We start from the raw sequence: 22010 nt of genomic DNA, 5'->3' as shown, positions 1-22010 counted from the left end.
GGAAGTGACGCTCGAATCCGCGGCGGGTCGGATTCATGCCGTCACGATAGCGGGACGGTCCCGTGCCGGTGAGTCGTCGCCGCTGGGGTGGTACCTTCCGGGTGATGCAGCAGCGCCGGCGGGTACCGAGTCTCCTGCATCGGCTATGCGGCGACTGCGAAGATCGGTGTTTGCATATGATCTGCCCGACGGTGTTGGCTTTGCGGTGGACGGCCGGTGCGTGATCGGTGCGGATGCGGCAGCGGTCGGCCGCAGCTATCCGCTGAGGGCGTATGTGCCGCCAATTGGGCCGGAGTCGCTCGGGGATCCGACGTTTCGGGCCGATTATGGATTGAAATATGCCTATCTTGCCGGTGCGATGGCCAACGGCATCGGCTCCTGCGAAATCGTGGAAGCGATGAGTCGCGCCGGGATGCTTGGCTTTTTCGGATCGGCCGGCCTGCCGCTGGAACGTGTTTCCGCCGCGATCGACCGATTGCAGAAGAGCCTTGGCGAGGCACCGTTCGGATTCAACCTGATTCACAGTCCGAACGAACCCTTGCTTGAGGCCGGGGTCGTGGAGTTGTACCTGAAACGTGGAGTGCGGCTGGTCGATGCGTCGGCATACCTCGACCTGACGCTGCCGTTGGTGCGATATCGCGTGCACGGCATCCGGCGCGAAGCTGACGGGCGAATCGTGTGCCCAAATCGCGTGATCGGCAAAGTCTCTCGAATTGAGGTGGCTCGCAAGATGTTATCGCCGCCGCCGGAGGCGATTCTGCGGCAACTGGTTGAGCAGGGTGCCATCAGCGCGGCGCAGGCGGAACTGGCGAAACAGGTGCCGGTGGCACAGGATCTGACCATCGAGGCGGACTCGGGCGGGCATACGGACAACCGTCCGGCGCTGACGCTTCTTCCGGGGATGATCGCGCTTCGGGACGAATTGCAGTCCATTCATGGATTTTCGATGCCGTTGCGAGTCGGCGCCGCCGGCGGGATCGCCACGCCGGCGAGTGCGGCCGCGGCTTTTTCGATGGGGGCGGCGTTTGTAATGACAGGTTCGGTGAATCAGGCTTGCGTGGAGGCCGGCACCTCGTCGATCGTCCGCGAGATGCTTGCGCACGCGAGTCAGGCCGATGTCACGATGGCGCCAGCCGCGGACATGTTTGAGATGGGCGTCAAGGTTCAGGTGCTTAAGTGGGGCACCATGTTTCCGGTGCGGGCGAGGAAGCTCTACGACGTGTATCGAGAGTACGAGAGTCTCGAAGCCGTCCCAGCGGCGGTGCGTTCGAGCATTGAACGCGACTGTCTCCGATGCACGTTCGAGGAAGCCTGGCGATCCACACGCGAGTTCTTTCGAACGCGCGATCCGAGCCAGATTGACCGAGCCGAACAGGATCCCAAACACAAGATGGCGCTGGTGTTCCGCAGCTACCTGGGTCAGTCATCCAACTGGGCTAATGCGGGCGATGCGTCGCGCAAGGTGGATTTTCAGATATGGTGCGGCCCGGCGATGGGGGCGTTCAATGAGTGGTCAAAAGGTACGTTTCTCGAGAAGCCTGAGAACCGAAAAGTTGCAGTCGTCGCGATGAATCTTCTTGTCGGCGCGTGTGTGTTGGCGCGTGCGAATTCGTTGAAGCAGCAGAGCGTCGCCCTTCCGGCGGCGGCGGAGCGATTTGCACCGGCGACCATGGAAGAGATCGAAGCGATACTTGCGTATTAGGTGTCCGCGGATGCCGTACCTCGAAGGCTCTCTCCGAGTAAATAAAGCAGGGCAACCGGGGCGTGATGGCGTGGCGTTCCCCATCTCAATCCTGCGGAGGCGGGCACTTCCTAATTAATTTTGTGTCAGTAGGTTAGGGCTGACATGCGAGTCGGGGACTTTGCCCTTATACTATTGAATTTCCATCCGTACGCCGTTCCATTCCCACGCGCTTCGAGGACGATTGGTGTCGAACAAAGCCGACCTGAACAAGGACATCCCCCAGACCCCCATCGCCATTATCGGCATGGGCTGCATCTTTCCGACTGCACGAAACTTAACGGAGTTCTGGCGAACGCTGCGCAGCGGCCGCGACGGCATCGCTGAGGTGCCTTCGACTCATTGGAATGCCGCCGACTACCTCGATCCGGATCCGAAGAAGCCGGACATGACTTATTGCGCTCGCGGGGGTTTTGTCTCGCCGGTGCCGTTTGACCCGACGGAGTTCGGCATTCCGCCGACGATTCTCGAGGCCACTGATACGACGCAATTGCTCGGCCTGGTTGCGGCGAAGGCTGCGCTTGAGGACGGCGGATATGGTGAACATCGCGACTTCAACCGAGACGGCGTGAGCGTGGTGGTTGGCGTGACGGGCACGCAGGAACTTGTTCTGCCCTTGTCGGCGCGTCTTGGGCATCCGATCTGGCGGCGGGCCCTTTCGCAGGCCGGCGTCGGACCGGAAGTGGCGGAGGAAGTCGTCGCACGAATCGCCGACTCCTATGTTTCCTGGCAGGAAAATTCCTTCCCTGGGCTGCTCGGCAATGTGGTTGCTGGTCGAATCGCGAACCGGCTGAACCTGCGCGGGACGAACTGCGCGGTTGACGCGGCTTGTGCAAGTTCGCTGAGTGCCATTCATCTGGCAATGATGGAGCTGTCGCTGGGCCGTTCGGAGATGGCGCTGGCCGGCGGCGCCGACACGCTGAACGACATCTTCATGTACATGTGTTTCAGCAAGACCCCCGCTCTTTCGCCAACAGGCGATGCGAGGCCGTTTGCCGCCGATGCCGACGGAACGGTGCTCGGCGAAGGAGTCGGCATGGTGTTGCTGAAGCGACTCGAGGATGCGGAACGCGATGGCGACCGCATCTACGCGGTGATTCGCTCAATCGGCACCTCCAGTGACGGCCGCTCGCAGAGCATTTACGCGCCGCACGCCGCAGGCCAGTCTCGAGCGTTGCGTGAGGCCTATCGGCTGGCAGGCATCGGACCGGATACGGTGGAACTGATCGAGGCGCACGGCACAGGCACCAAAGTCGGCGATGTGACCGAGTTTGAAGCATTGAAGACTGTCTTTGGCGAGACGGCCCGAGTTGGATCGTGGTGTGCGATTGGCTCGGTCAAATCGCAGATTGGCCATACGAAGGCAGCGGCGGGAGTGGCCGGTCTCATTAAAGCCGCGCTGGCGATTCATCACCGGGCCTTGCCGCCGACGGTGAAGGTGCGTGAGCCGAATCCGAAAATGGGCATTGAAGAGAGCCCGTTTTATGTCAGCACGGAGTTACGACCGTGGTTGTCGCCGTCGGGTCGTACGCGTCGCGCGGGCGTCAGTGCCTTCGGATTCGGCGGGAGCAACTTTCACGCGGTTCTGGAGGAGCACGATGCTTCGCTGCCCGCAGCGGCCTGGGACGGTTCGGTTCAGATAATCGCGCTGTCGGCGGCGACGCGAGACGAACTTCGCGATGAGCTTTCGGAATGGATCGAGTTTGCGGGGTCGGAACGATTTAATCCAGATTTGTTTGCCTATCGCGCTTCACAGTCGCGCAGCGCGTTTTCGATCGACGAAGGGCATCGCCTGTTGATCGTGCTGGAGGAAGGCGTCGATCCGCGCACACACTTTTCGACGATCGACGCCCGGCTCGCCGAAGCTGCCGACGATTCGTCGTGGAGTCTGTCGCATGCGTTCTACGGGAGCGGTCCGGCTGACGGGAAGCTGGCTTTCGTGTTTCCCGGACAGGGCAGCCAGTATGTGAAAATGTGCCGTGATCTGTCATGCACATTTGCGGAGATGACGACAACACTGGCGGAGGCCGAAGCAGTCAGCGGTGTATCGCTCGGGGATCTGATCTATCCGCGCCCGATCTTCGATGAAACGGAACGGGTTCGACAGGCGGAGTCGTTGACTCGTACGGAAGTCGCGCAGCCGGCACTCGGCGCAGTGAGTCTTGGGCTGATCCGGGTGTTGGAGCGATTCGGCGTTCGGCCTGCGATGACGGCGGGCCACAGCTTCGGCGAGTTGACCGCGCTTTGCGCCGCGGGTCGCATCGATGGTGCCGCGCTGCACCGTCTGGCGCGGCTTCGGGGGCGCCTGATGGCGGAAGGCGATAGCGGTCGCGGCACGATGCTTGCGGTGAAAGCACCGCATGCGGCCTTGTCGGCGATGCTGAGCGAGGAATCGATTGATGTGGTGATCGCCAATCGGAATTCGCCGGCACAATCTGTGCTCTCGGGTGAACGCTCGGAGGTGGGGCGGGCGGCCGAGGCGTGCAAGCGTCGCGGGTGGGCGTCGACGTCGCTGCGGGTTTCTGGCGCGTTTCACAGCCGATTGATGGAGTCCGCGCTGCCGCCGTTTCGCAATGCGCTGGAGGCGACGGAGATATCACCCGGTTCCGTACAGGTATTTGCGAACACCCTGGGCGCGGCCTATCCGCCATCGTTGTCGGAGACACGGCGCATTCTGAGCGAGCAACTCGTGCGGCCGGTGGAATTCGTCGGCGAGATCGAAGCGATGCACGCCGCCGGCGCGCGGATGTTCGTTGAAGTGGGACCTCGCAACATCGTGACCGGACTGGTGCGGGAAATTCTCTGCGAGCGACCGCATACAGCCATCGCGATCGATGCGTCCGCGGGACGATCTTCGGGTGTGCTGGATCTGGCTTTGGTTCTGGCACGGTTGGCGGCGGGTGGATTCAACGTCGATCTCTCGCAATGGGAACTTCCAGTGTCGGAACCGCGCGTTCCGAAGATGGTGGTTCCGTTATCCGGAGCCAACTATCGCGCGGAGAAGCGCGGCACCTCAGCGAAGCAGGCGCCTCGGCCGATGACTCATCATTCTGAGGATGCGGCGAGCGTCGGAGAGTCTCACGCCATGCCGGATTCCACGGTCGACTCGGAGAGGAATAGTGTCGCGCGTAAGGGCATTGAGACGGACGGAGGGAGGGAAGCAGGACGCACACCAATCAGTGCGAGTGATTCGTCCGCAAGCGAAGTATCCGAACAAGTGACGGAAGACATCGCACCTCTCGCCGAGGAATGCGATTCGAATGCAGGAATGGCAATGAGTTTCGAACATCAGCATGTGCAGGATCTTTCCGGTATGAAATCTCCGGCGTTGAATGCCGAATCAGATGCCTCCGTATCAGCGGCCGCTCTACACGCATCGATGCAACTGGTGCAGCAGGGAATGACTGCGATGCAGCGTCTCCAGCAACAGACCGCCGAAGCACATCAACGCTTTCTTGAAGGCCAGACACAGGCGCATCAGACGCTTCAGATGATTCTTGAGAGCCATCAGCGGATGGTCGGTGCGTGTGGGAAGTTGTCCTCCGACGCCGGGCCTCACGTCCCTGAGTTACCGCGAGCGTCCGGGCCGACGGTGGCGGCAAACCCCTCGAATGCGAACCCATCCGTAGCTGCGCTGCCGAAGGGTATTGAATATGTTTCGCCTGCGCGGGTGGCGTCGGCCGTCGCGGTTCCGGGTTTGCCCGCCACGCCAATTCAGTCACCATTCGTCGAGACGATTTCCAAGGTGGTGGGACCGAATGACACTTCGACAGCGACTACGGTGGAAGCGGTTGTCGCGCCGAAGGCGAGCCAGCATGATTCATCGGGCGGGGTCCAACGCGACGCGATCAAGCGCGCACTGATTGAAGTGGTGTGCGAAAAGACGGGTTATCCAGTCGACATGATTGATCTCTCGATGGACATCGAGGCCGATCTGGGAGTTGATTCGATCAAGCGTGTGGAGATCATCGCCGGACTGGAGGAGCGCGTTCCCACATTCTGCGGGGTGAAACCGGAGTACATGGGTTCGATCCGCACGCTGGCTCAGATCGTGGATTTCGTCACGGGAGATTCGGGAGGCGGCGCGTCGTCTTCAGTGACGGGCGCGGTGGCGCCAGGGACTGACGTGCGCGAATCTGGCCGGGAATGTGCCGGGACGGCATTGGGTGAATCGGCGGCGCCGGCGGATGCGAGCGGCAATGGTGTCGGACGTGCGGCATTTGAGGATTCTCTGTTGGCGGTTGTCGCCGAATTGACGGGGTATCCGCGCGACATGCTCGAACTGGGCATGGACATGGAGGCCGATCTGGGCATCGATTCAATCAAGCGCGTCGAAATCCTGGCGGGAGTTGAGGCTCGCGTGCCGGGATTACCGACCGTGAAGCCGGAGTACATGGGATCGCTCAGGACATTGGCGCAGATCGCGGACTATTGCATCGGAGAGACGGGCGGCCGTGCGCCGGTCGATATCGACGCCGTGCCAGCGCCCAGATTGAGTGTCGTCGAAACTCCCTCGTCGGATTCATCCGGCGTACACGCGGCTGAAACCGCCCCTGAAGGTGCCACGTCATCAGAGCCGGCGCCGCGCAACGAAGCGAAGGATGCGGCGGGCAGGCGAAAGAGGCTGAACCGTCGCGTGCTATCACTTGTTGATCTTCCGTCGGTGTGTGGCGAGGCGCTGCGTGTCGCAAAGGATCGGGAGATTCTCGTGACGGACGATGGTGCGGAGCTGTCACGTCAGATGGTGGCGCGGCTGGACTCGGCGGGCTATCGAGCACGGCTGATTCCGATCGACTCATCAGAGGCTGCGGGCAAGGTCAACATCGGTGCGGTGATCATCGTGGCGCCGCCGCGACCGGCGAATGACGGTCTTTGGCGACGCGAGTCCGAGGCTTTCATCAAGTCAGCCTTCTCGCTGATGAAAGCGGCTGTCTCACCGCTTGCGACAGCCGCTTCCCGCGGGGGCGCGTTGTTCGCGACGGTCTCGCGAATGGACGGCGGATTCGGGCTGCTGGGCGGTTCGTTTGATGCCGCGCAGGGTGCGCTCGCCGGCTTGTGCAAGACCGCCGCTCGAGAGTGGCCGAATATCGCCTGCCGATCGATTGATGTCGCGTGCTCCTGGTCTGATGCCAAGTCGGCGGCATCGGCAGTACTCCGAGAATTGGGTGAGAACAGCCCGCTGGAGGTCGGCCTCGATTCGACTCGCCGGCGCGGGCTGAAACTGGTGGAGCAGAGCGAGGCGTCGATCGAGTCGGGGACGAGATTTGCGGCTGAAACAATGGCGCGTCCGCATCGATTATCGCCGGGCGATCTGGTGATTGTGACAGGTGGTGCGCGCGGTGTAACGGCCGATGCGGCAATCGCTCTCGCGCGGCGATATCGACCGACGCTGGTGTTGCTCGGCCGGACGTCGTTGCCTGAGTCAGAGCCATCATGGCTGGCGAACGCGGAATCCGACGACGAAGTCCGGCGGGCCGTTCGCGAACACGAATTTGCCAATCGCAAGCCGACACCGAAGGAGCTGAAGCTGTCAGTTTCGCGGCATCTTGGTCGTCGAGAAATCCGTCGTAACCTGGCGAGGATCGAGTCCGCGGGGTCGATAGTTCGGTACTTTCCGGTTGACGTTTGCAATCCGGCTGCGGTTCGCGACGTGATTGAGGATGTGTCGGAGAAGTTCGGCCCGGTGCGCGGGTTGATTCATGGCGCCGGCGTGATCGAGGATCGGAGGATTGAGAACAAATCGGCTGAGCAGTTCGCCAACGTGTTTGACACGAAAGTCGTTGGTCTGCGAAACGTACTGGATGCGATCGATTTGGCGGCGCTGCGCTGCGTTGTGATGTTTTCGTCGGTAAGCGGACGGTGCGGCAACGTCGGTCAGGCGGATTATGCGGCGGCCAACGAGGTACTGAACAAGGCATCGCAGCGATTGTCGGCGATGGTCCCGTCGGCGCGCATTGTCTCAATCAACTGGGGTCCGTGGGATGGCGGCATGGTGCATCCGGCCCTTCGGCAGGAGTTTGTCAATCATGGGCTTCGACTGATTTCGGTGGACGACGGCGCGGAGTTGGTGGCGGATGAGCTATCCATCGGCCTCGCTGAGAACGACATGCCGGCCGTTGAAATCGTGGTCGGTTCGGATTTTGAGAGTGTGGCGTCAGGAGGCGCCTCAAGCACGGGATCGCGAGAAATCGCCGCGCAGGCGGCGGGCTTGCATGGGAGTTCGGTCGGTCACGCTGCCGAGTCCATGGCGCTATCGTTTGAACGGGATCTGGACGTTTCACGGCACCCTTTTCTTAAGTCACACGTGATCGACGGTCGGCCGGTACTGCCCGCCGCGATGATCATGGAGTGGATGGGGCATGCGGCGCAGCACGCGAATCCGGGACTGCGGTTACAGGGTCTGACGGACTTCCGGGTGCTCAGGGGAGTCGTGGTTCGCGAATCGGCGCCGACTTTGCGATTTTATTGCGGTAAGGTGCGACGCAGCGGAGAGGTATTCGACGTCGACGTCGAAATGCGCGGGGTGACAGGCGGCCCGGATACGACGGAGATCATCCATGCTCGGGCGACCGTGGTGTTGGCGTCGAAGCTCATGGCCCCACCGAATTTCGAGCCTCGGCCGGAGCTGATTGATCGTGCTTACGAGCGCGGCGCCGCGGGCGCCTATGCGGGGATTCTGTTCCATGGCGAGTTGATGCGCGGCATCGATCGCGTGGACGGATTTTCGCCGGATGGAATCGTCGTTCGCGTGAATCCCGCGACCGAGCCGGCGGCATGGATGGTCGATCCACTCAGGAGCCACTGGTTGACCGATCCGCTGGTGGTGGATTGCGTGTTTCAGGCGGCCATTCTCTGGTCCGTCGAACTGGCGGGTGCCCCGTGCCTGCCGTCGGTCGTGCGTAGTTACCGGCAATATTGCGCTGAGTATCCAGCGGAAGCCCTATCCGTGGTGCTGGAAGTCTGCAAGTTTGAACGGCACCGATGTGTGCTGGATGCCACAATACTGACACGAGATGGTGTCGTGCTGGCCCGCTTCGAAGGGGTTGAATGCACGATTGACGCGGGCCTGGCAAGAGCATTTCGCAATCGAGAGGCCGCGGGCGCTTCGGGTGCGGCATCGTAGGGGGCGGTCTTGGAGGATCAAACGCCGATTGCCGTTGTTGGCATGGGATGCGTCTTTCCCGGCGCGTTCGATCCTGCACGCTTCTGGCACAACATCATCAATCGCCGTGAACTCACACGCGAGGTGCCTGGCGGTCGATGGATCCTGGATCCGGCGCGGGCGAGACTCGCGGCTGAAATAGACACGTCCGCGGCATCGTTTGCCGGAAACGCCGCTGACCGCGTGCTTACAACCCGCGGCTGCTTTGTCGATGACTTTCATCTCGACGCGACCGGACTGGACATTGATCCGTCGGCGCTTTCATTGCTGGATCCGCTGTATCACTTCGTTCTACACGCCGGGCGAGCCGCCCTTCAGGGTTCATCCGCGTCCGAATTGGATCGCGATCGTGTCGGCGTGATCCTTGCGGCGATTGCGCTGCCCACTGATGGATCGTCGGCGATCACGCGCGAGGTGTTCGGTCGTGCGTTCGAGCAGCGTTTGTTTGACAACGCACCGGCCTGGATTCGCGAGCGGCTGTCAACCCGCGAGACCCGGTCAGGCGGTGATCGTGCGGAGCGTGTTCGGTGGTTGAACGGGCAGGTAACGAGTCTTCCGGCCGCGCTGCTGGCGTCGGCGTTGAGGCTGGGCGGGGGCGCATACACGCTGGATGCCGCTTGTGCGTCATCGCTCTATTCAATCAAACTGGCCTGCGACGAGCTGCGTTCGGGTCGTACAGACGCGATGCTTGCTGGCGGTGTTTCCCGCCCGGATTGCCTGTACACGCAGATGGGCTTCACGCAGCTTCGAGCTTTGTCTCGAAGCGGCCGATGTTGTCCGTTCGATGAGCGTGCGGATGGTCTCGTTGTGGGTGAGGGCGCGGGAATCGTCCTTCTTAAGCGATTGGACGACGCGGTCCGTGCCGGCGATCAAATCCTCGGTGTGATTCGCGGAATCGGACTTTCGAACGACATCGGCGGCAGCCTGATCGCGCCGGACGGCGAGGGGCAACTCCGGGCGATGCGCGAGGCTTATCGTGCGGCGGGATGGCAACCTGACGAGGTTGACCTGATTGAGTGTCATGGAACGGGCACTCCGACGGGCGATGCAGTCGAATTGTCCAGTTTGTGCGAGTTGTGGAGCGGACTCGCCGGCCCGCCCGGTCGATGTGCGATCGGATCGGTCAAGTCGATGATCGGCCACCTGCTGACAGGCGCCGGCGCTGCCGGAATCATCAAGACGCTGCTCGCCATGAATGAAGGCGTGCTGCCGCCTTCGATCAACTTCGAGCGACCGAACCGAATAATTCCGCTGGTAGACAGTCCTTTTCGGGTTCAGTCCGCCCCGGCAGCATGGGCGCGTCGATCGGCGGAAATACCACGGCGGGCAGCGGTCAGCGGATTCGGTTTTGGCGGAATCAATGCGCATGTCCTCGTTGAGGAGTGGCTCGGCCAGGGGCGTGGACAGGGCGAGAGTGCCGTGGGGACCATTCTCGGGGGGGCTGCGTCGTCGAGGCCAGCTCGCGCCGATCAAACTGCCCCGGAACGTGACGGGGGCGGTTCAGGGCCGGAGCCGATTGCGATTGTGGGAATGGATGCGCGGTTCGGAGAAATCGAATCGCTCGGTGCCTTTGAACGCGCGGTGATTCGCGGTGAGTTTATTGCGGTCCGGACGGATCCGACCCAAGTCGATCATCCTGTTGGCGTACGAAGTGAGCGGGCATCGCCGGCGGAACAGTTGAATGTGAGTTGCTCGGCGGGCGGGTGCATAACATCGGTATCGATTCCTTTCGGCAAGTACCGGCTTCCGCCAAATGAGATTCCGGAGATTCTTCCGCAGCAACTGGTTGCGTTGGATAGTGCCGCAGCCGCGATGGCGGACGCCGGCATTTCGATCGGCGAGCGCCGACCGTTGGCAGGCGTGCTCGTTGGCATGTCGTTCGATTTTGAAACGACGAATCATCATTTGCGCTGGTGGGTGGAGGAACAGTCAAGGCGATGGATTTCGGAAATCGGGGCTGAACCGACCGAAGCGCAACTGGCGTCATGGATCAATCAGTTGCGGGATGAATGCGGGCCGGCGCTTACGCCAGCGGCCACCATGGGTGCGCTGGGAAACATCATCGCGAGCCGCATCGCGCGGGAATTCCGGTTCGGTGGTCCCAGTTTCGCGGTCTCGGCGGAATCCGCTTCGGGCATTGTCGCACTGGAAGCCGCGGTTCGCTCGCTGCAGCAGGGCGAAACGGACTTGATGGTTGTGGGGGCGGTCGATCTGGCGGGCGACGTACGCTCGGTGCTGGCGACTGGCGCGGCGATTGAGTGGATGAAGCCGGCGTTTGGGGGCGATGGAACCGCGTCGCCGGTCTGGGTTGCTTCGAGTGCTGATGGCACGCCTGGGACGCTTGACGCCCGCTCGCGCGGCGCGCGCGTCGGCGAAGGTGCGGCGTCCGTGGTGCTCAAGCGCCTCTCAGATGCGCGAAGTGATGGCGACCGGATCTATGCCGTGGTTCGAGGCATCGGTCGAGCGGGCGGAGCGGAGATCGGCGGGATGACGGGCCTGGGCGACGAGGTCGCGTCGGCTTCGCAATCGCGCAAAGAGGCCGCTCGCGTGGCGGCTTATCGACGGTCCGTCGATGCCGCGCTGCGGGACGCCCGCGCTGACCTTAGCGCCATCTCCTACGTCGAATGCGCAGCATGCGGCGACCCCGCAGGCGATCGATTCGAGGCGAGCGTACTCGGGGATATTTTCTGCGGCTGTGCAAACGACACGGCGGTCGGTGCAACGGCCGCAATCGTCGGTCGACCGGGAGCGGCTGCATCGCTTGCGGGTGTCATCAAGACCGCGGTCTGTCTTTTTCGCAGAGTGCTGCCCCCGCTTCGAGGATTTGAATCGTTGCCGACAGGAGCGAACTGGCGTGAAACGAGGCTGCATGTCCCCAATCAGGCTTCGTACTGGTTGCGCGACCAGGTGGACGGTCCTCGATGTGCGATGGTCGGTTCGCTGACAATCGACGGGCAGGCGGCTCACGTCATTCTTGAGGATGCCGGGGGCCAACACCGTCCTGTGCCAATCATGACGGAAGCGGTAGAACCGGCCGCGGCCAAACTATTCCTCGTCCGCGGTGCCGACGTCGCGATACAATTGAATGAACTTCATGCGCTATTGCATTCGGTACGAGTGAATCAATCGCTGCCGGCCGCGGCAGTTTTGGGGGATGCCAATGGGCGACTTGTCGTTGCGCTAGTTGCCGCCACGCCGACCGAACTTAGCTCTGCAATCGAAATCGCCTGCAAGCATTTGCGAGAGGATTCAACACAGGCGATCGACGGGCGCGACGGCGTATTCTACGAGCCGCACCCGCTTGCCGCGTCCGGAGAAGTGGCAATCGTCTTCCCGGGTTCGGGCAATCAGTTTGTTGGCATGGGGCGCGACATCGGGCTTCGTTGGCCGCATGTGCTGGATGCGATGGATGAGCGGACGGAGCGGCTCAAAAGCCAGCATATGGCGCGGTGGTTCGTGCCGTATCGGCATTCGTGGTCCGGCGATTGGCGTTCGGCCGCGAATGCAGCGATGTCGAGCGACTCGCGTCGAATGATTTTCGGCCAGGTGGCGTTCGGCATGTTCATGTATGAACTGCTGAAATCATTCGGGATCCGCCCGTCCGCGCTGATCGGGTACAGCCTCGGAGAATCGACGGCATTGTTCGCATCGGGCGCCTGGCCGGATTCCGACGAAATGCTCCGGCGCATGATGTCGTCTTCCCTTTTTGCGTCTGACCTGTACGGTGAGCGCCGTGTGCTTCGACAAGCATGGGGACTCAGCGCCGAGGATGCCGCGAGCTGGCGAGCCGTCCTGATTCCGAAGTCAGCGGAGGTGGTCGCGCGGGCAATCAATACCGCAGAGAAGCAGGGCGCGTCGCACGTGCGTCTGCTGATTGTCAATACACCGACCGAGTGCGTCGTGGGAGGTTTGCCCGCTTCGATTGATGCGGTCGCAGCTGCGGCTGGGTGCCGCTGGGTGCCATTGGCGGACGTGCCTTCGGTACACTTTGAAGCAGTCCGTGTAGTGGAATCGGCGTACCGCGACCTGCATGTCATGCGCACGCGACCACTGAGGGATTTGCGGATTTACAGCGGCGTTCATGGCGGCCCATTTGACGTTACTTCCGAAAGCGCGGCCGATGCGATCACGGGACACGCGCTGCACGGTTTTGATTTCGTGCGAGTTATTGAGCGTGCCTATGCCGACGGCGTCCGGCTTTTTGTCGAGGCAGGTCCGCAGGCATCCTGCACGCGAATGATCCGCAAGACGCTGGGCAAGCGTGAGCACTTTGCCATGTCTGCGAGTGCAAAACGCGATGACGAGGCGCGCGTGGTTGTGCGCCTCGCCGCCTCGCTTGCTGCACACGGCGTGCCGATCGATGCCGATGCAGTGAATCGCGGTGTGGTGGTGTCGAGTCGGCCGGTCGTTCCGCATGACAGCCGCCGGTCGATTGAAGTGCCGTTGAGGCGTCGGTCGCCGAGTCCGAATTGGCCGGAATGGGCCATGAAAAAAACGCCGGAAAATCATCAATCGGGACGGGGTGCAAGGCCAGCGATGCCGGTCGCGACGAGTCGCAGCGCCTTACCAGATGTTGATCGTGTCTTGCCGAGCGCGCCGACGAACGGGGCGCTGCAAGCTCTGACCGATGCGCAGCTGGCGGTGGGGTGTGCACATCAGGAGTTCCTGAATTTCTCGGAGACCGCCGCGCGCGGTGTGGGCAATATCATCGCGAGGCAGGCGGAGTTGATTCAGGCGGGTGGCGATGCGTTGAGTGATCCGCGCTGGGCCGACGCATATCGGCAGGGTGCATCGGATCCACCACTGTCTGCCGGCTTCAATCCCGAGCGAGCAAACACGGTGACCGACCATCCCGGCGATGCCGGAATTCCGAACCCAGTCAGGCGAACACTGAATCCGACCGATACAGGAACTCGATCGAATGCGCCACCCGTACAAAATCTGGAGGCCCCACTATTTGATCGCACCATGTGCTTGGAATTTGCGGTCGGACGCCTGGAGCCGGTGCTCGGGCCGAGCTTCGCGGCCGTCGATTCCTATCCCGTCCGCGTTCGCCTTCCGGCTGAGCCGCTGATGCTGGTTGATCGAATCATGCGCGTCGAAGGTGAAAAAGGCTCGCTCACGAGAGGTCGCGTCGTGACGGAGCACGATGTGTCGCCGAGCGCGTGGTATCTTGATGGCGGTCGTGCGCCGGTTTGCATTACGGTTGAAGCGGGTCAGGCCGACCTGTTTCTCTCGAGTTATCTGGGAATCGATCTTCGTGTAAAGGGCTTGCGGGCGTATCGCCTCCTCGATGCGACTGTCGAGTTTCATCGTGATCTGCCCATGCCGGGAGAGACAATTCGATACGATATTCGAATTCTCCGCTTCGTCCGTCAGGGCGAGACGTACCTGTTTTTCTTCGAGTTCGATGGAACGATCTGCGGGCAGCGCGTGCTCACAATGCGAAATGGCTGCGCGGGCTTCTTCACTAATGAGGAAATTGCCAATTCCGGCGGCCTCATTCTCACAGCCGACGAAAAGCGACCGGAAACAGGTCGGCGTGATCCGACCTGGCTGCCTCTGGTCCCATTTGAAGGCGTCGAATCCTATGATGCCGATCAGGTGGCGGCACTGCGGGCCGGCGATCTGGCAAGCTGCTTTGGACCGATGTTTGATGGACTGGGTCTGCGCGATCCGCTTCGGTTACCGACTGGTCGCATGAAATTGTTTGATCGTGTGCTTGAGCTTGATACGGTCGGCGGGCGGTTCGGTCTGGGCATGATCCGCGCTGAGGCGGACGTGCATCCGGACGATTGGTTTCTGACCTGCCATTTCATCGATGATCAGACGATGCCAGGCACGTTGATGTACGAATGCTGTGTTCACACGCTTCGGTTTTTCCTGTTGCGGATGGGTTGGGTAGGCGAGCAGACGGGTGTTTGCCATCAGCCGATTCACGGTGTTCCGAGTGAGTTGAAGTGCCGCGGTCCTGTCATCCCAACCACGAAGAAAGTGATCTACCAAGTCGAAATCAAGGAGATCGGTTATCGCCCCGAACCTTATGTCATCGCCGATGCGCTGATGTTCGCCGACGGCCGTCGCATCGTACAGATGAAGAATATGTCGCTTCGAGTGACCGGGCTGTCGCGTGAAGGGATTGAGCGGATCTGGGCGCGAAAGCGCGGCCTGTCTGGGGCCGGGGCCGATGCGGGAACTCGTCCTCCGATTTATGACAAACAATCGATCCTCGCTTTTTCCAACGGCAAACCGTCGGAGGCATTCGGCAAGCCGTATCAGGTGTTTGATCATGAACGGACGATTGCGAGATTGCCCGGACCGCCTTTCCAGTTTATCGACCGCGTGACAGTGGTTGATGCGGAGCCGTGGTTGCTTAAACCGACGGGATGGGTGGAGACCGAGTACGATGTGCCGCCTCACGCATGGTACTGTGCCGCCAATCGTCAACGGGCCATGCCGTTCGCGGTGTTGCTGGAGGCGGCGCTTCAGCCTTGCGGTTGGCTGGCTGCTTTTTGCGGGTCGGCATTGCGAAGTGCCGTGGATATGTCGTTTCGGAATCTTGGCGGCCGTGCCACGCTTCACGAGGAACTGTCCCCGGACTGTGGGACGATCGTGGCGCGCGTGCGTATGACCAAAGTCAATGAAGCAGGCGGCATGATCATTCAGGATTACGACATGCAACTGCTCCGCGCGGGCCGCGTGGTTTACGAGGGCACGACGACGTTCGGCTTTTTCTCGAAGCAGGCGCTGGCGCAGCAGATCGGCGTTCGAGACGCCGGAAAGCGTCGTCTGACCGCCACCGATGAAGAGCGGATTGCGGCCCGGCGATTTGAGATTTCTCGGATCGCACCGTTGGATCCCGATGAGCTTTTCGAGGCGGGATCAGGCAGAACTGGCGTCCCCCATTCCGCGGAGCCCGGCTTGTGCCAACCAGCCGGCGCATTTCTCATGATCGATCGGATCGAGCTTCTGTCGCTTGTTGGTGGGCCGCATGGATGCGGTTTTGTTCAGGGTTCGGCAGACGTGAACCCCGCCGCGTGGTTTTTCAAGGCACACTTCTATCAGGATCCGGTATGGCCGGGATCGCTCGGATTGGAGTCTTTCCTTCAGCTATTGAAAGCTTACGCCATCGAGCGATGGGGCCGGGCGCTGTCTTCGACGCACCGCTTCGAGTCGATTGCTTTGGGTCTGACCCATTCGTGGGCCTATCGCGGACAGATCCTGCCGACAAACCGCCGCGTTGAGGTCGAAGCGGTGGTTACACGCGTGGAGGACAGCGACGAGCCGCTCGTCATCGCTCGCGGCTTTCTCGTTGTCGATGGCTTGCCGATTTACGAAATGACGGATTTTGGCCTGCGCCTCCGACGACGCTAGAATTCGATGAGAAGCGGCGAAATGCCGATCTGACAACGGGTCTTCAACCACGGTTGAATCGTATGAACCAGAATTCACGCATCATGCGCTTCACCAAGATGCATGGCATCGGCAACGATTACATTTATGTCGATTGTCTTGATCAAATGCTCAAGGACGTTGATCTGCCTGCCCTTTCGCGGCGCATCAGCGATCGGCATCGAGGCATCGGGTCGGACGGGCTCATTCTGATCGCGCCGCCGACGAAGGGCGGCGCCGCCGACGTGCGCATGGAGATGTACAACGCCGACGGCTCGCGCGGTGAGATGTGCGGAAACGGCATACGATGCGTTGCGAAGTTCGCCGTCGAGAAACGACGCAAGGGCACGATGCTCCCCCAAAGCAGTGAGCATCCTTCGGCCATGGATTCCATCGCGCTGCGCGTGGAAACGGATCGTGGCGTACTATCGCTCGTCGCATATCGATCGGGCAGCGTCGTTTCGCGCGTGCGGGTCGATATGGGGCGACCGATCCTGGTACCGGGCGAGATTCCAGTCAACTATGCAGGTGCTCGCGATCGCTGCGTTTGCGCGCCGTTGGAGGTGGGTGGTCGACGAATGACTCTCACGTGCGTTTCGATGGGCAATCCGCATGCGGTGGCGTTTGTCAGCGATGTCGCCGGATTCGATCTGGAGCGAATCGGCCCATTGGTCGAGCGACATGCGATGTTTCCGAATCGCGTGAACTTTCACATCGCCGAGGTTCGTTCGAGGACCGAGGCGATCATGCGGACGTGGGAGCGCGGCAGCGGCATCACACAGGCCTGCGGCACCGGCGCTTGTGCGGTATTGGTAGCCGCCGTCCTGGAGGACCGCCTGGATCGCGCTGCGCTGATTCACCTGCCCGGCGGCGATCTTGAAATTGAGTGGTCGGAGGGTTTGGGCGGCGGCACCGTGCTTATGACCGGCCCAGCCGAGGAAGTCTTCAGCGGCGAGTATCCATATTGATAAGTCGTCGGCGAGAGCGTGGCGCGGCATGTCGCCCTGCTGCGTCCAATCCTTGAGCGTACGACATTGCGGAGCGGATCTTGTTTGATCAGGCCATAAATCGGGTCGGCATCGGAACAGACCTCCACCGATTGGAGCCTGGCGGGCCGCTGCGACTTGGCGGACTCGACGTTCCGTTTGATAAACACGCCGCGGGTCACAGCGACGGCGATGTCGTGCTCCATGCATTGATCGACGGCATTTGCGGTGCCGCCGGTCTGCCGGATATCGGCGAACACTTTCCGGATACCGATCCACGCTACAGGGGTGCGGACAGCCGCGTGTTGCTCACGATGGTTGTCGATGAGATTCGACAGTTGGGTCTGATGGTCGCAAATATCGACATCACCATCCATGTCGAGCGGCCGAAGCTTTCATCGCTTAAAGGCGATATGCGCGCGGTGATTGCAGTGCTGTGCGAGATTTCGCCGGAATGTGTGAGCGTGAAGGCGAAAACGAACGAAGGAGTGGACGCGGTCGGGCGCGGCGAAGCGGTGGCGTGTACGGCTGTAGTCGGATTGTGTCGGGCATCGTAGCGGCCTGACGTGTCGCGGTTCTGAACTGTTGATGGTCAGGCGTCGAACAGTCCGCTCGGAACGTCGGCATCGGACGAACCGACGGTCGTCGAATCAGGCGGCGTCAACCCGAGATGCTCATATGCGGCGCGTGTCGCGCAGCGGCCTTGCCGAGTCCGAATGACAAAGCGGCGCTGGAGGAGAAACGGTTCGACCATGTCCTCGAGCGTGTCACGCGATTGCCCCAGCGTGGCCGCAATTGCTTCGATGCCGGCCGGTCCGCCACGGTATGTTTCGATCAGGCAGCCCAGGAACAGGCGATCGAGGCGATCCATCCCCGCGCCGTCAATCTCCTCGATTGCCAGCGCCTTCTCAACCGCGGAAGGGTCTATCCTGCCGTTCGAGCGCACCGCCGCATAATCGCGAATTCGCCGAAGGAGCCGATTCGCCACGCGCGGCGTGCCGCGCGAGCGCTCGGCGATGAGCTGAAGCGCATCGGCAGGTGCGGAGATTGCCAGTCGTGTGGCCGATCGCCGGAGTATCTCCAGCAGATCCGCCGGATCATAGAAATCCATATGGTATCGCAATCCGAAGCGGTCACGCATCGCTGCAGTCAACATGCCGGCGCGGGTCGTGGCGCCGATCAATGTGAATCGCTTCAGGTTGAAGTTGACCGTCCGTCCGCCCACTCCGGACTCCAGCGTGAAATCCACACGAAAGTCCTCCATGGCCGGGTAGAGAAACTCCTCGACGGTGCGGGCCAGGCGGTGGATTTCATCGATGAAGAGTACATCGCCTTCTTCTAGACCGGTCAATGTGCTCATCAGTTCGCCCGGTTTGACGATGGTGGGGCCGCTGGTCATGCGGATCCGATCCGCAACGCCCATCTCCTCTGCAATCAAGTGAGCCAGCGTCGTCTTACCGAGGCCGGGCGGCCCGTCGAGCAGGACATGCTCCAGTGGCTCACGCCGCGCCCGTGCCGCATCGATGGCGATATGTAATTGCTCAACAACCGCGCGCTGCCCGACCCATTCGTCGAAGCGCCGCGGGCGCAAGGCGAAGTTGGTCTGCTCCTCCCGAGCAGACAGGCTGCCGGATGTAATCACTCGCTCACGGGACATCGGATCACACAATTCATGTTCGCACTACTGAACGCATGGCCCATCAATTCAAAGGGCGCGGTCTATTGTACTGAGTGGCCGGTCATCTCGCCGTTCATTGGCCGAGGTCTTCTGAATTCGCTTCTCGTTCTTGACGCGCTTCCCGGGCACGTTTGTCTGCTCCGGTCCGTCGCGCTATCGCTCCGCACCGCCTTTCACGCGGTAGGCCGCCTTAACCCATTCGTCAGGCCCGGCGATATCCTGATGCAATTGGGCCGCTCTCGCCACCCATCGTTGTGCGTCGCCTCGGGAATCGCCCCACTGCGCAATGATCTCAATCGCCATCAGTTGCTCATCCGTGAACTGCGGCGATGCGGATTGCACCGGACCTGTTGCCACGGCATGCGCCGTCACCTTGCCACGGAGCTCCGCGACTATCTGCTCGGCTGTCCGTCGGCCAATACCCGGCAGCTTTACCAGCGCGTTGACATCGTTACGCTCGATATAGCTCGCGATATGAGCGGTCGGCGCGGTCAGCGCCCGAAGCGCTTTACGCGTGCCCAGCCCCTTGACCGTCGTGAATAGCTTAAAGAACGTGCGATCTTCCGGGCGAAGAAAGGCCACGATGCGCGGTGTCATGTTCCCGCCCGGAGTGCTCGATTCGAGATATTCGAGCGTGTAGACCGTGATTTCAGTCCCGACGCTCGATTCGAGTTCCAGTTTTGTGTAGGCGGGCACGAGCACTTCGCGCGCGATTCCGTCGCGCTCGATGACAGCGGTTTCGTTGTCCAGTTCGCTCAGATTGCCTCGAATTCGGACGATCATGCTGTATCGCAGTCGGTAATCACTGGGCGGCGGACATCATCGGCGAGTCAGTTCCGCTTCCCGGGCCTGCTGGCCTGCGCACCACGCGATGGCTAGCGCATCCGCCACATCCGACGGCTCGGGCATCACACTGAGTTCGAGCGTCGCTAGGATCGCCCGCTGCATCTGCAATTTGCCCGCATGACCATTCCCCGTCAATGTCCGCTTCACCATCGTCGCGGACAAGCTGGCGACGTCGATGGCACGTCGCGCAGCGGACACAAGCACCACGCCGCGAGCATGACCCATCAGGATGGCGGTGCGCGGGTGTTTATAGTGCGCGTAGAGATCCTCTACCGCGACGAGATCGATGGCATACTCGGACAGGAGTTCTTCGAGTCCGGCCTCGATTTCGCGTAGCCGGCGCGCGAGAGGCAGTTTATTTGACGATCGCAGCAGCCCCGCGTCGATCACCCGCCGCGTACCGGCTTCCAGCACGGCGTATCCGGTGCGATCCAGTCCGGGATCAATGCCCAGAATCGTCATTGACAGCAACCGCCGGGTGAGTCCGACATCGAGCGGGCCGCTCTCGGCCGGGGTGGTTCGGTTCGACGCGATCAGCCGGCGTGTTTTTGATGCACGTCCCGGAATAGTCGAGCCGCTGTCGGTTACTCGATTCGCCACTGAGTCCCATCCTTGCGATCTTCGAGTGCGATTCCCAGTTTGGACATTTCCGCGCGAATATGGTCTCCGATCTCAAACTGCTTCGCATCGCGCGCCATTTTTCGAACCGCAATAAGTAGTTCGACAAGTTTCGGAGTCAGGCTGTCGTTCTGAACTTTCGCCGTCGGCTTGGTCGTCAGCAGGCCGAGCAGATTTGCCATGAACGTAAACGAGCCACCGGCCGCCCGAACGATGATGGTGGCCGTTTCACTGGTCTGTGTCTCAATGCGCGATGCATCAATAAATCGATTGATGGCGCTGGCGGTGTCAAAGAGCACGCCAATCGCACCGGCCGTGTTGAAGTCGTCGTCCATCGCTTCGAGAAAACGCACACGCAGATTGGTGATCTTCTCTACGAATTCGCGTGTTGCCGTATCCACGGCCTGTTCGCGTACATGCTCGATCTGCACCTCGGCGCGATAGGGGTCGACTCCCGACGCCCGTTCAAGTCGCTCCATGAGCCGATGAAACGTGCTCAGGCCGCTCTTGCAGGCCGCGAGTGCTTCGTCAGAGAAATCGATCGGCGAACGATAATGCGACGAGATGATGAGAAAACGCAGCAGTTCCGGCGGGTGTGTGGTCAACAGGTTCGATAGCTGAAGCGACGCCATGACCTTTTCGAATTCAGGATCGGACTTCGAGACTTTCTTCGTATTGAATCGTGTCAGCCCGTTATGAAGCCAGTATTTCGCGAACGGCTTGTTGTACGCAGTTTCGGACTGGGCGATTTCGTTTTCGTGGTGCGGAAACTTGAGGTCCATTCCGCCGCCGTGGATGTCGAACGTTTCGCCCAGATACTTGGATGCCATCGCCGAGCACTCGATGTGCCAGCCCGGCCGACCGCGGCCCCAGGGTGACCGATAGACCACGTCGTCCGGTTCATCCGGCTTGGCAGCCTTCCAGAGTGCAAAATCGCCGGGGTTCCTCTTCTTCCCCTGAACGAGACCGTCGCGCGTGCCGGCGAATTGTTCTTCGGGTTTGCGATGGGAGAGCTTGCCGTAGTCGGCATCCTTCGAGACATCGAAATACACATCGCCATCGACGGAATAGGCGGCGTTAATTTTGATCAGCTTGTCTATGTGATCGATGATGTCCTGGATATGTTCGCTGGCTCGGGGCATGTAGTCGATGGATTTGACGCCCAAAGCGCCCATCGCTCCGATATACTGCTCCTCGAGGTCGCGGGCCAGCTCCATCACCCCGCGACCTTGCTTACGAGCTTCATTGATCAACTTGTCCTCGACGTCGGTCACGTTCACAACCCACGTTACTTTGTAGGACTTGAACGTGAGATATCGCTTGATGACGTCGAAAATCACGGGGCCGACGGCATGACCGATGTGCGCCGGCTTGTAGACTGTCGGGCCGCACAGATAGATTCCGACCGCGCCCGGTCGAACTGACTCGAATAGCTCTTTCTCGCCGGACAGGGTGTTGTAAACTCGTAGTGTCATGCGTGTAAGAAAACACGTGACGGTCGAAATGTCAAAGTGGGCAGTCCCGAGGCCGGAACCGGATCGAATCGGGGCCGGCGATTACCGCCGAGACCTGGGGCCGCCGCACTGA

At 61.2% G+C, this 22010-nt stretch carries 9 protein-coding genes; 5 read left to right on the top strand and 4 right to left on the bottom strand.

The window, feature by feature from the left end:
• Positions 1-145 precede the first annotated feature (145 nt).
• From KF841_02055 to ispF, 5 genes are all read left to right on the top strand, one after another.
• Positions 146-1702 carry a PfaD family polyunsaturated fatty acid/polyketide biosynthesis protein gene (locus KF841_02055; protein MBX3394130.1) on the top strand — a complete coding sequence of 519 codons (1557 nt, stop codon included), beginning with the start codon at positions 146-148 and terminating at the stop codon, positions 1700-1702.
• A 226-nt stretch (positions 1703-1928) separates the two neighbouring features.
• Entirely contained in the window at positions 1929-8864 is a 6936-nt protein-coding gene (locus KF841_02050; GenBank protein MBX3394129.1) for an SDR family NAD(P)-dependent oxidoreductase, read from the top strand.
• 9 nt (positions 8865-8873) lie between these two features.
• Positions 8874-16277 carry a type I polyketide synthase gene (locus KF841_02045; protein MBX3394128.1) on the top strand — a complete coding sequence of 2468 codons (7404 nt, stop codon included), beginning with the start codon at positions 8874-8876 and terminating at the stop codon, positions 16275-16277.
• 83 nt (positions 16278-16360) lie between these two features.
• Positions 16361-17263, top strand: coding sequence for a diaminopimelate epimerase (locus tag KF841_02040; GenBank protein ID MBX3394127.1), 903 nt, complete (start codon positions 16361-16363; stop codon positions 17261-17263).
• A gap of 95 nt (positions 17264-17358) precedes the next feature.
• Complete coding sequence (gene ispF / locus KF841_02035) at positions 17359-17838, top strand: 2-C-methyl-D-erythritol 2,4-cyclodiphosphate synthase (GenBank protein MBX3394126.1); 480 nt, start codon at positions 17359-17361, stop codon at positions 17836-17838.
• A 35-nt stretch (positions 17839-17873) separates the two neighbouring features.
• Here the strand turns inward: ispF and ruvB are convergent, their stop codons facing one another.
• The 4 genes from ruvB to cysS form a co-directional block, all read right to left on the bottom strand.
• Positions 17874-18938, bottom strand: a complete 1065-nt coding sequence (gene ruvB, locus KF841_02030; protein ID MBX3394125.1) for a Holliday junction branch migration DNA helicase RuvB — start codon at positions 18936-18938, stop codon at positions 17874-17876.
• Between the two features lie 174 nt (positions 18939-19112).
• Complete coding sequence (locus KF841_02025; protein ID MBX3394124.1) at positions 19113-19742, bottom strand: hypothetical protein; 630 nt, start codon at positions 19740-19742, stop codon at positions 19113-19115.
• A gap of 36 nt (positions 19743-19778) precedes the next feature.
• Entirely contained in the window at positions 19779-20267 is a 489-nt protein-coding gene (locus tag KF841_02020; GenBank protein ID MBX3394123.1) for a crossover junction endodeoxyribonuclease RuvC, read from the bottom strand.
• 122 nt (positions 20268-20389) lie between these two features.
• Positions 20390-21898, bottom strand: a complete 1509-nt coding sequence (cysS, locus tag KF841_02015; protein MBX3394122.1) for a cysteine--tRNA ligase — start codon at positions 21896-21898, stop codon at positions 20390-20392.
• Between the last annotated feature and the right edge of the window lie 112 nt (positions 21899-22010).

The sequence above is a fragment of the Phycisphaerae bacterium genome, assembly GCA_019636475.1.
Classification (GTDB): domain Bacteria; phylum Planctomycetota; class Phycisphaerae; order UBA1845; family UTPLA1; genus JADJRI01.
The sequence above is the reverse complement of the archived record's forward strand: the minus strand, read 5'-3'. Positions and strand labels throughout refer to the sequence as shown.

Excerpts from the sequence above, each read along its gene's own strand:
- KF841_02025 (MBX3394124.1), bottom strand. The coding sequence starts at position 19,742 with ATGATCGTCCGAATTCGAGGCAATCTGAGCGAACTGGACAACGAAACC.
- ruvB (MBX3394125.1), bottom strand. The coding sequence starts at position 18,938 with ATGTCCCGTGAGCGAGTGATTACATCCGGCAGCCTGTCTGCTCGGGAG.
- KF841_02055 (MBX3394130.1), top strand. The coding sequence starts at position 146 with ATGCGGCGACTGCGAAGATCGGTGTTTGCATATGATCTGCCCGACGGT.
- KF841_02020 (MBX3394123.1), bottom strand. The coding sequence starts at position 20,267 with ATGACGATTCTGGGCATTGATCCCGGACTGGATCGCACCGGATACGCC.
- cysS (MBX3394122.1), bottom strand. The coding sequence starts at position 21,898 with ATGACACTACGAGTTTACAACACCCTGTCCGGCGAGAAAGAGCTATTC.
- KF841_02040 (MBX3394127.1), top strand. The coding sequence starts at position 16,361 with ATGCGCTTCACCAAGATGCATGGCATCGGCAACGATTACATTTATGTC.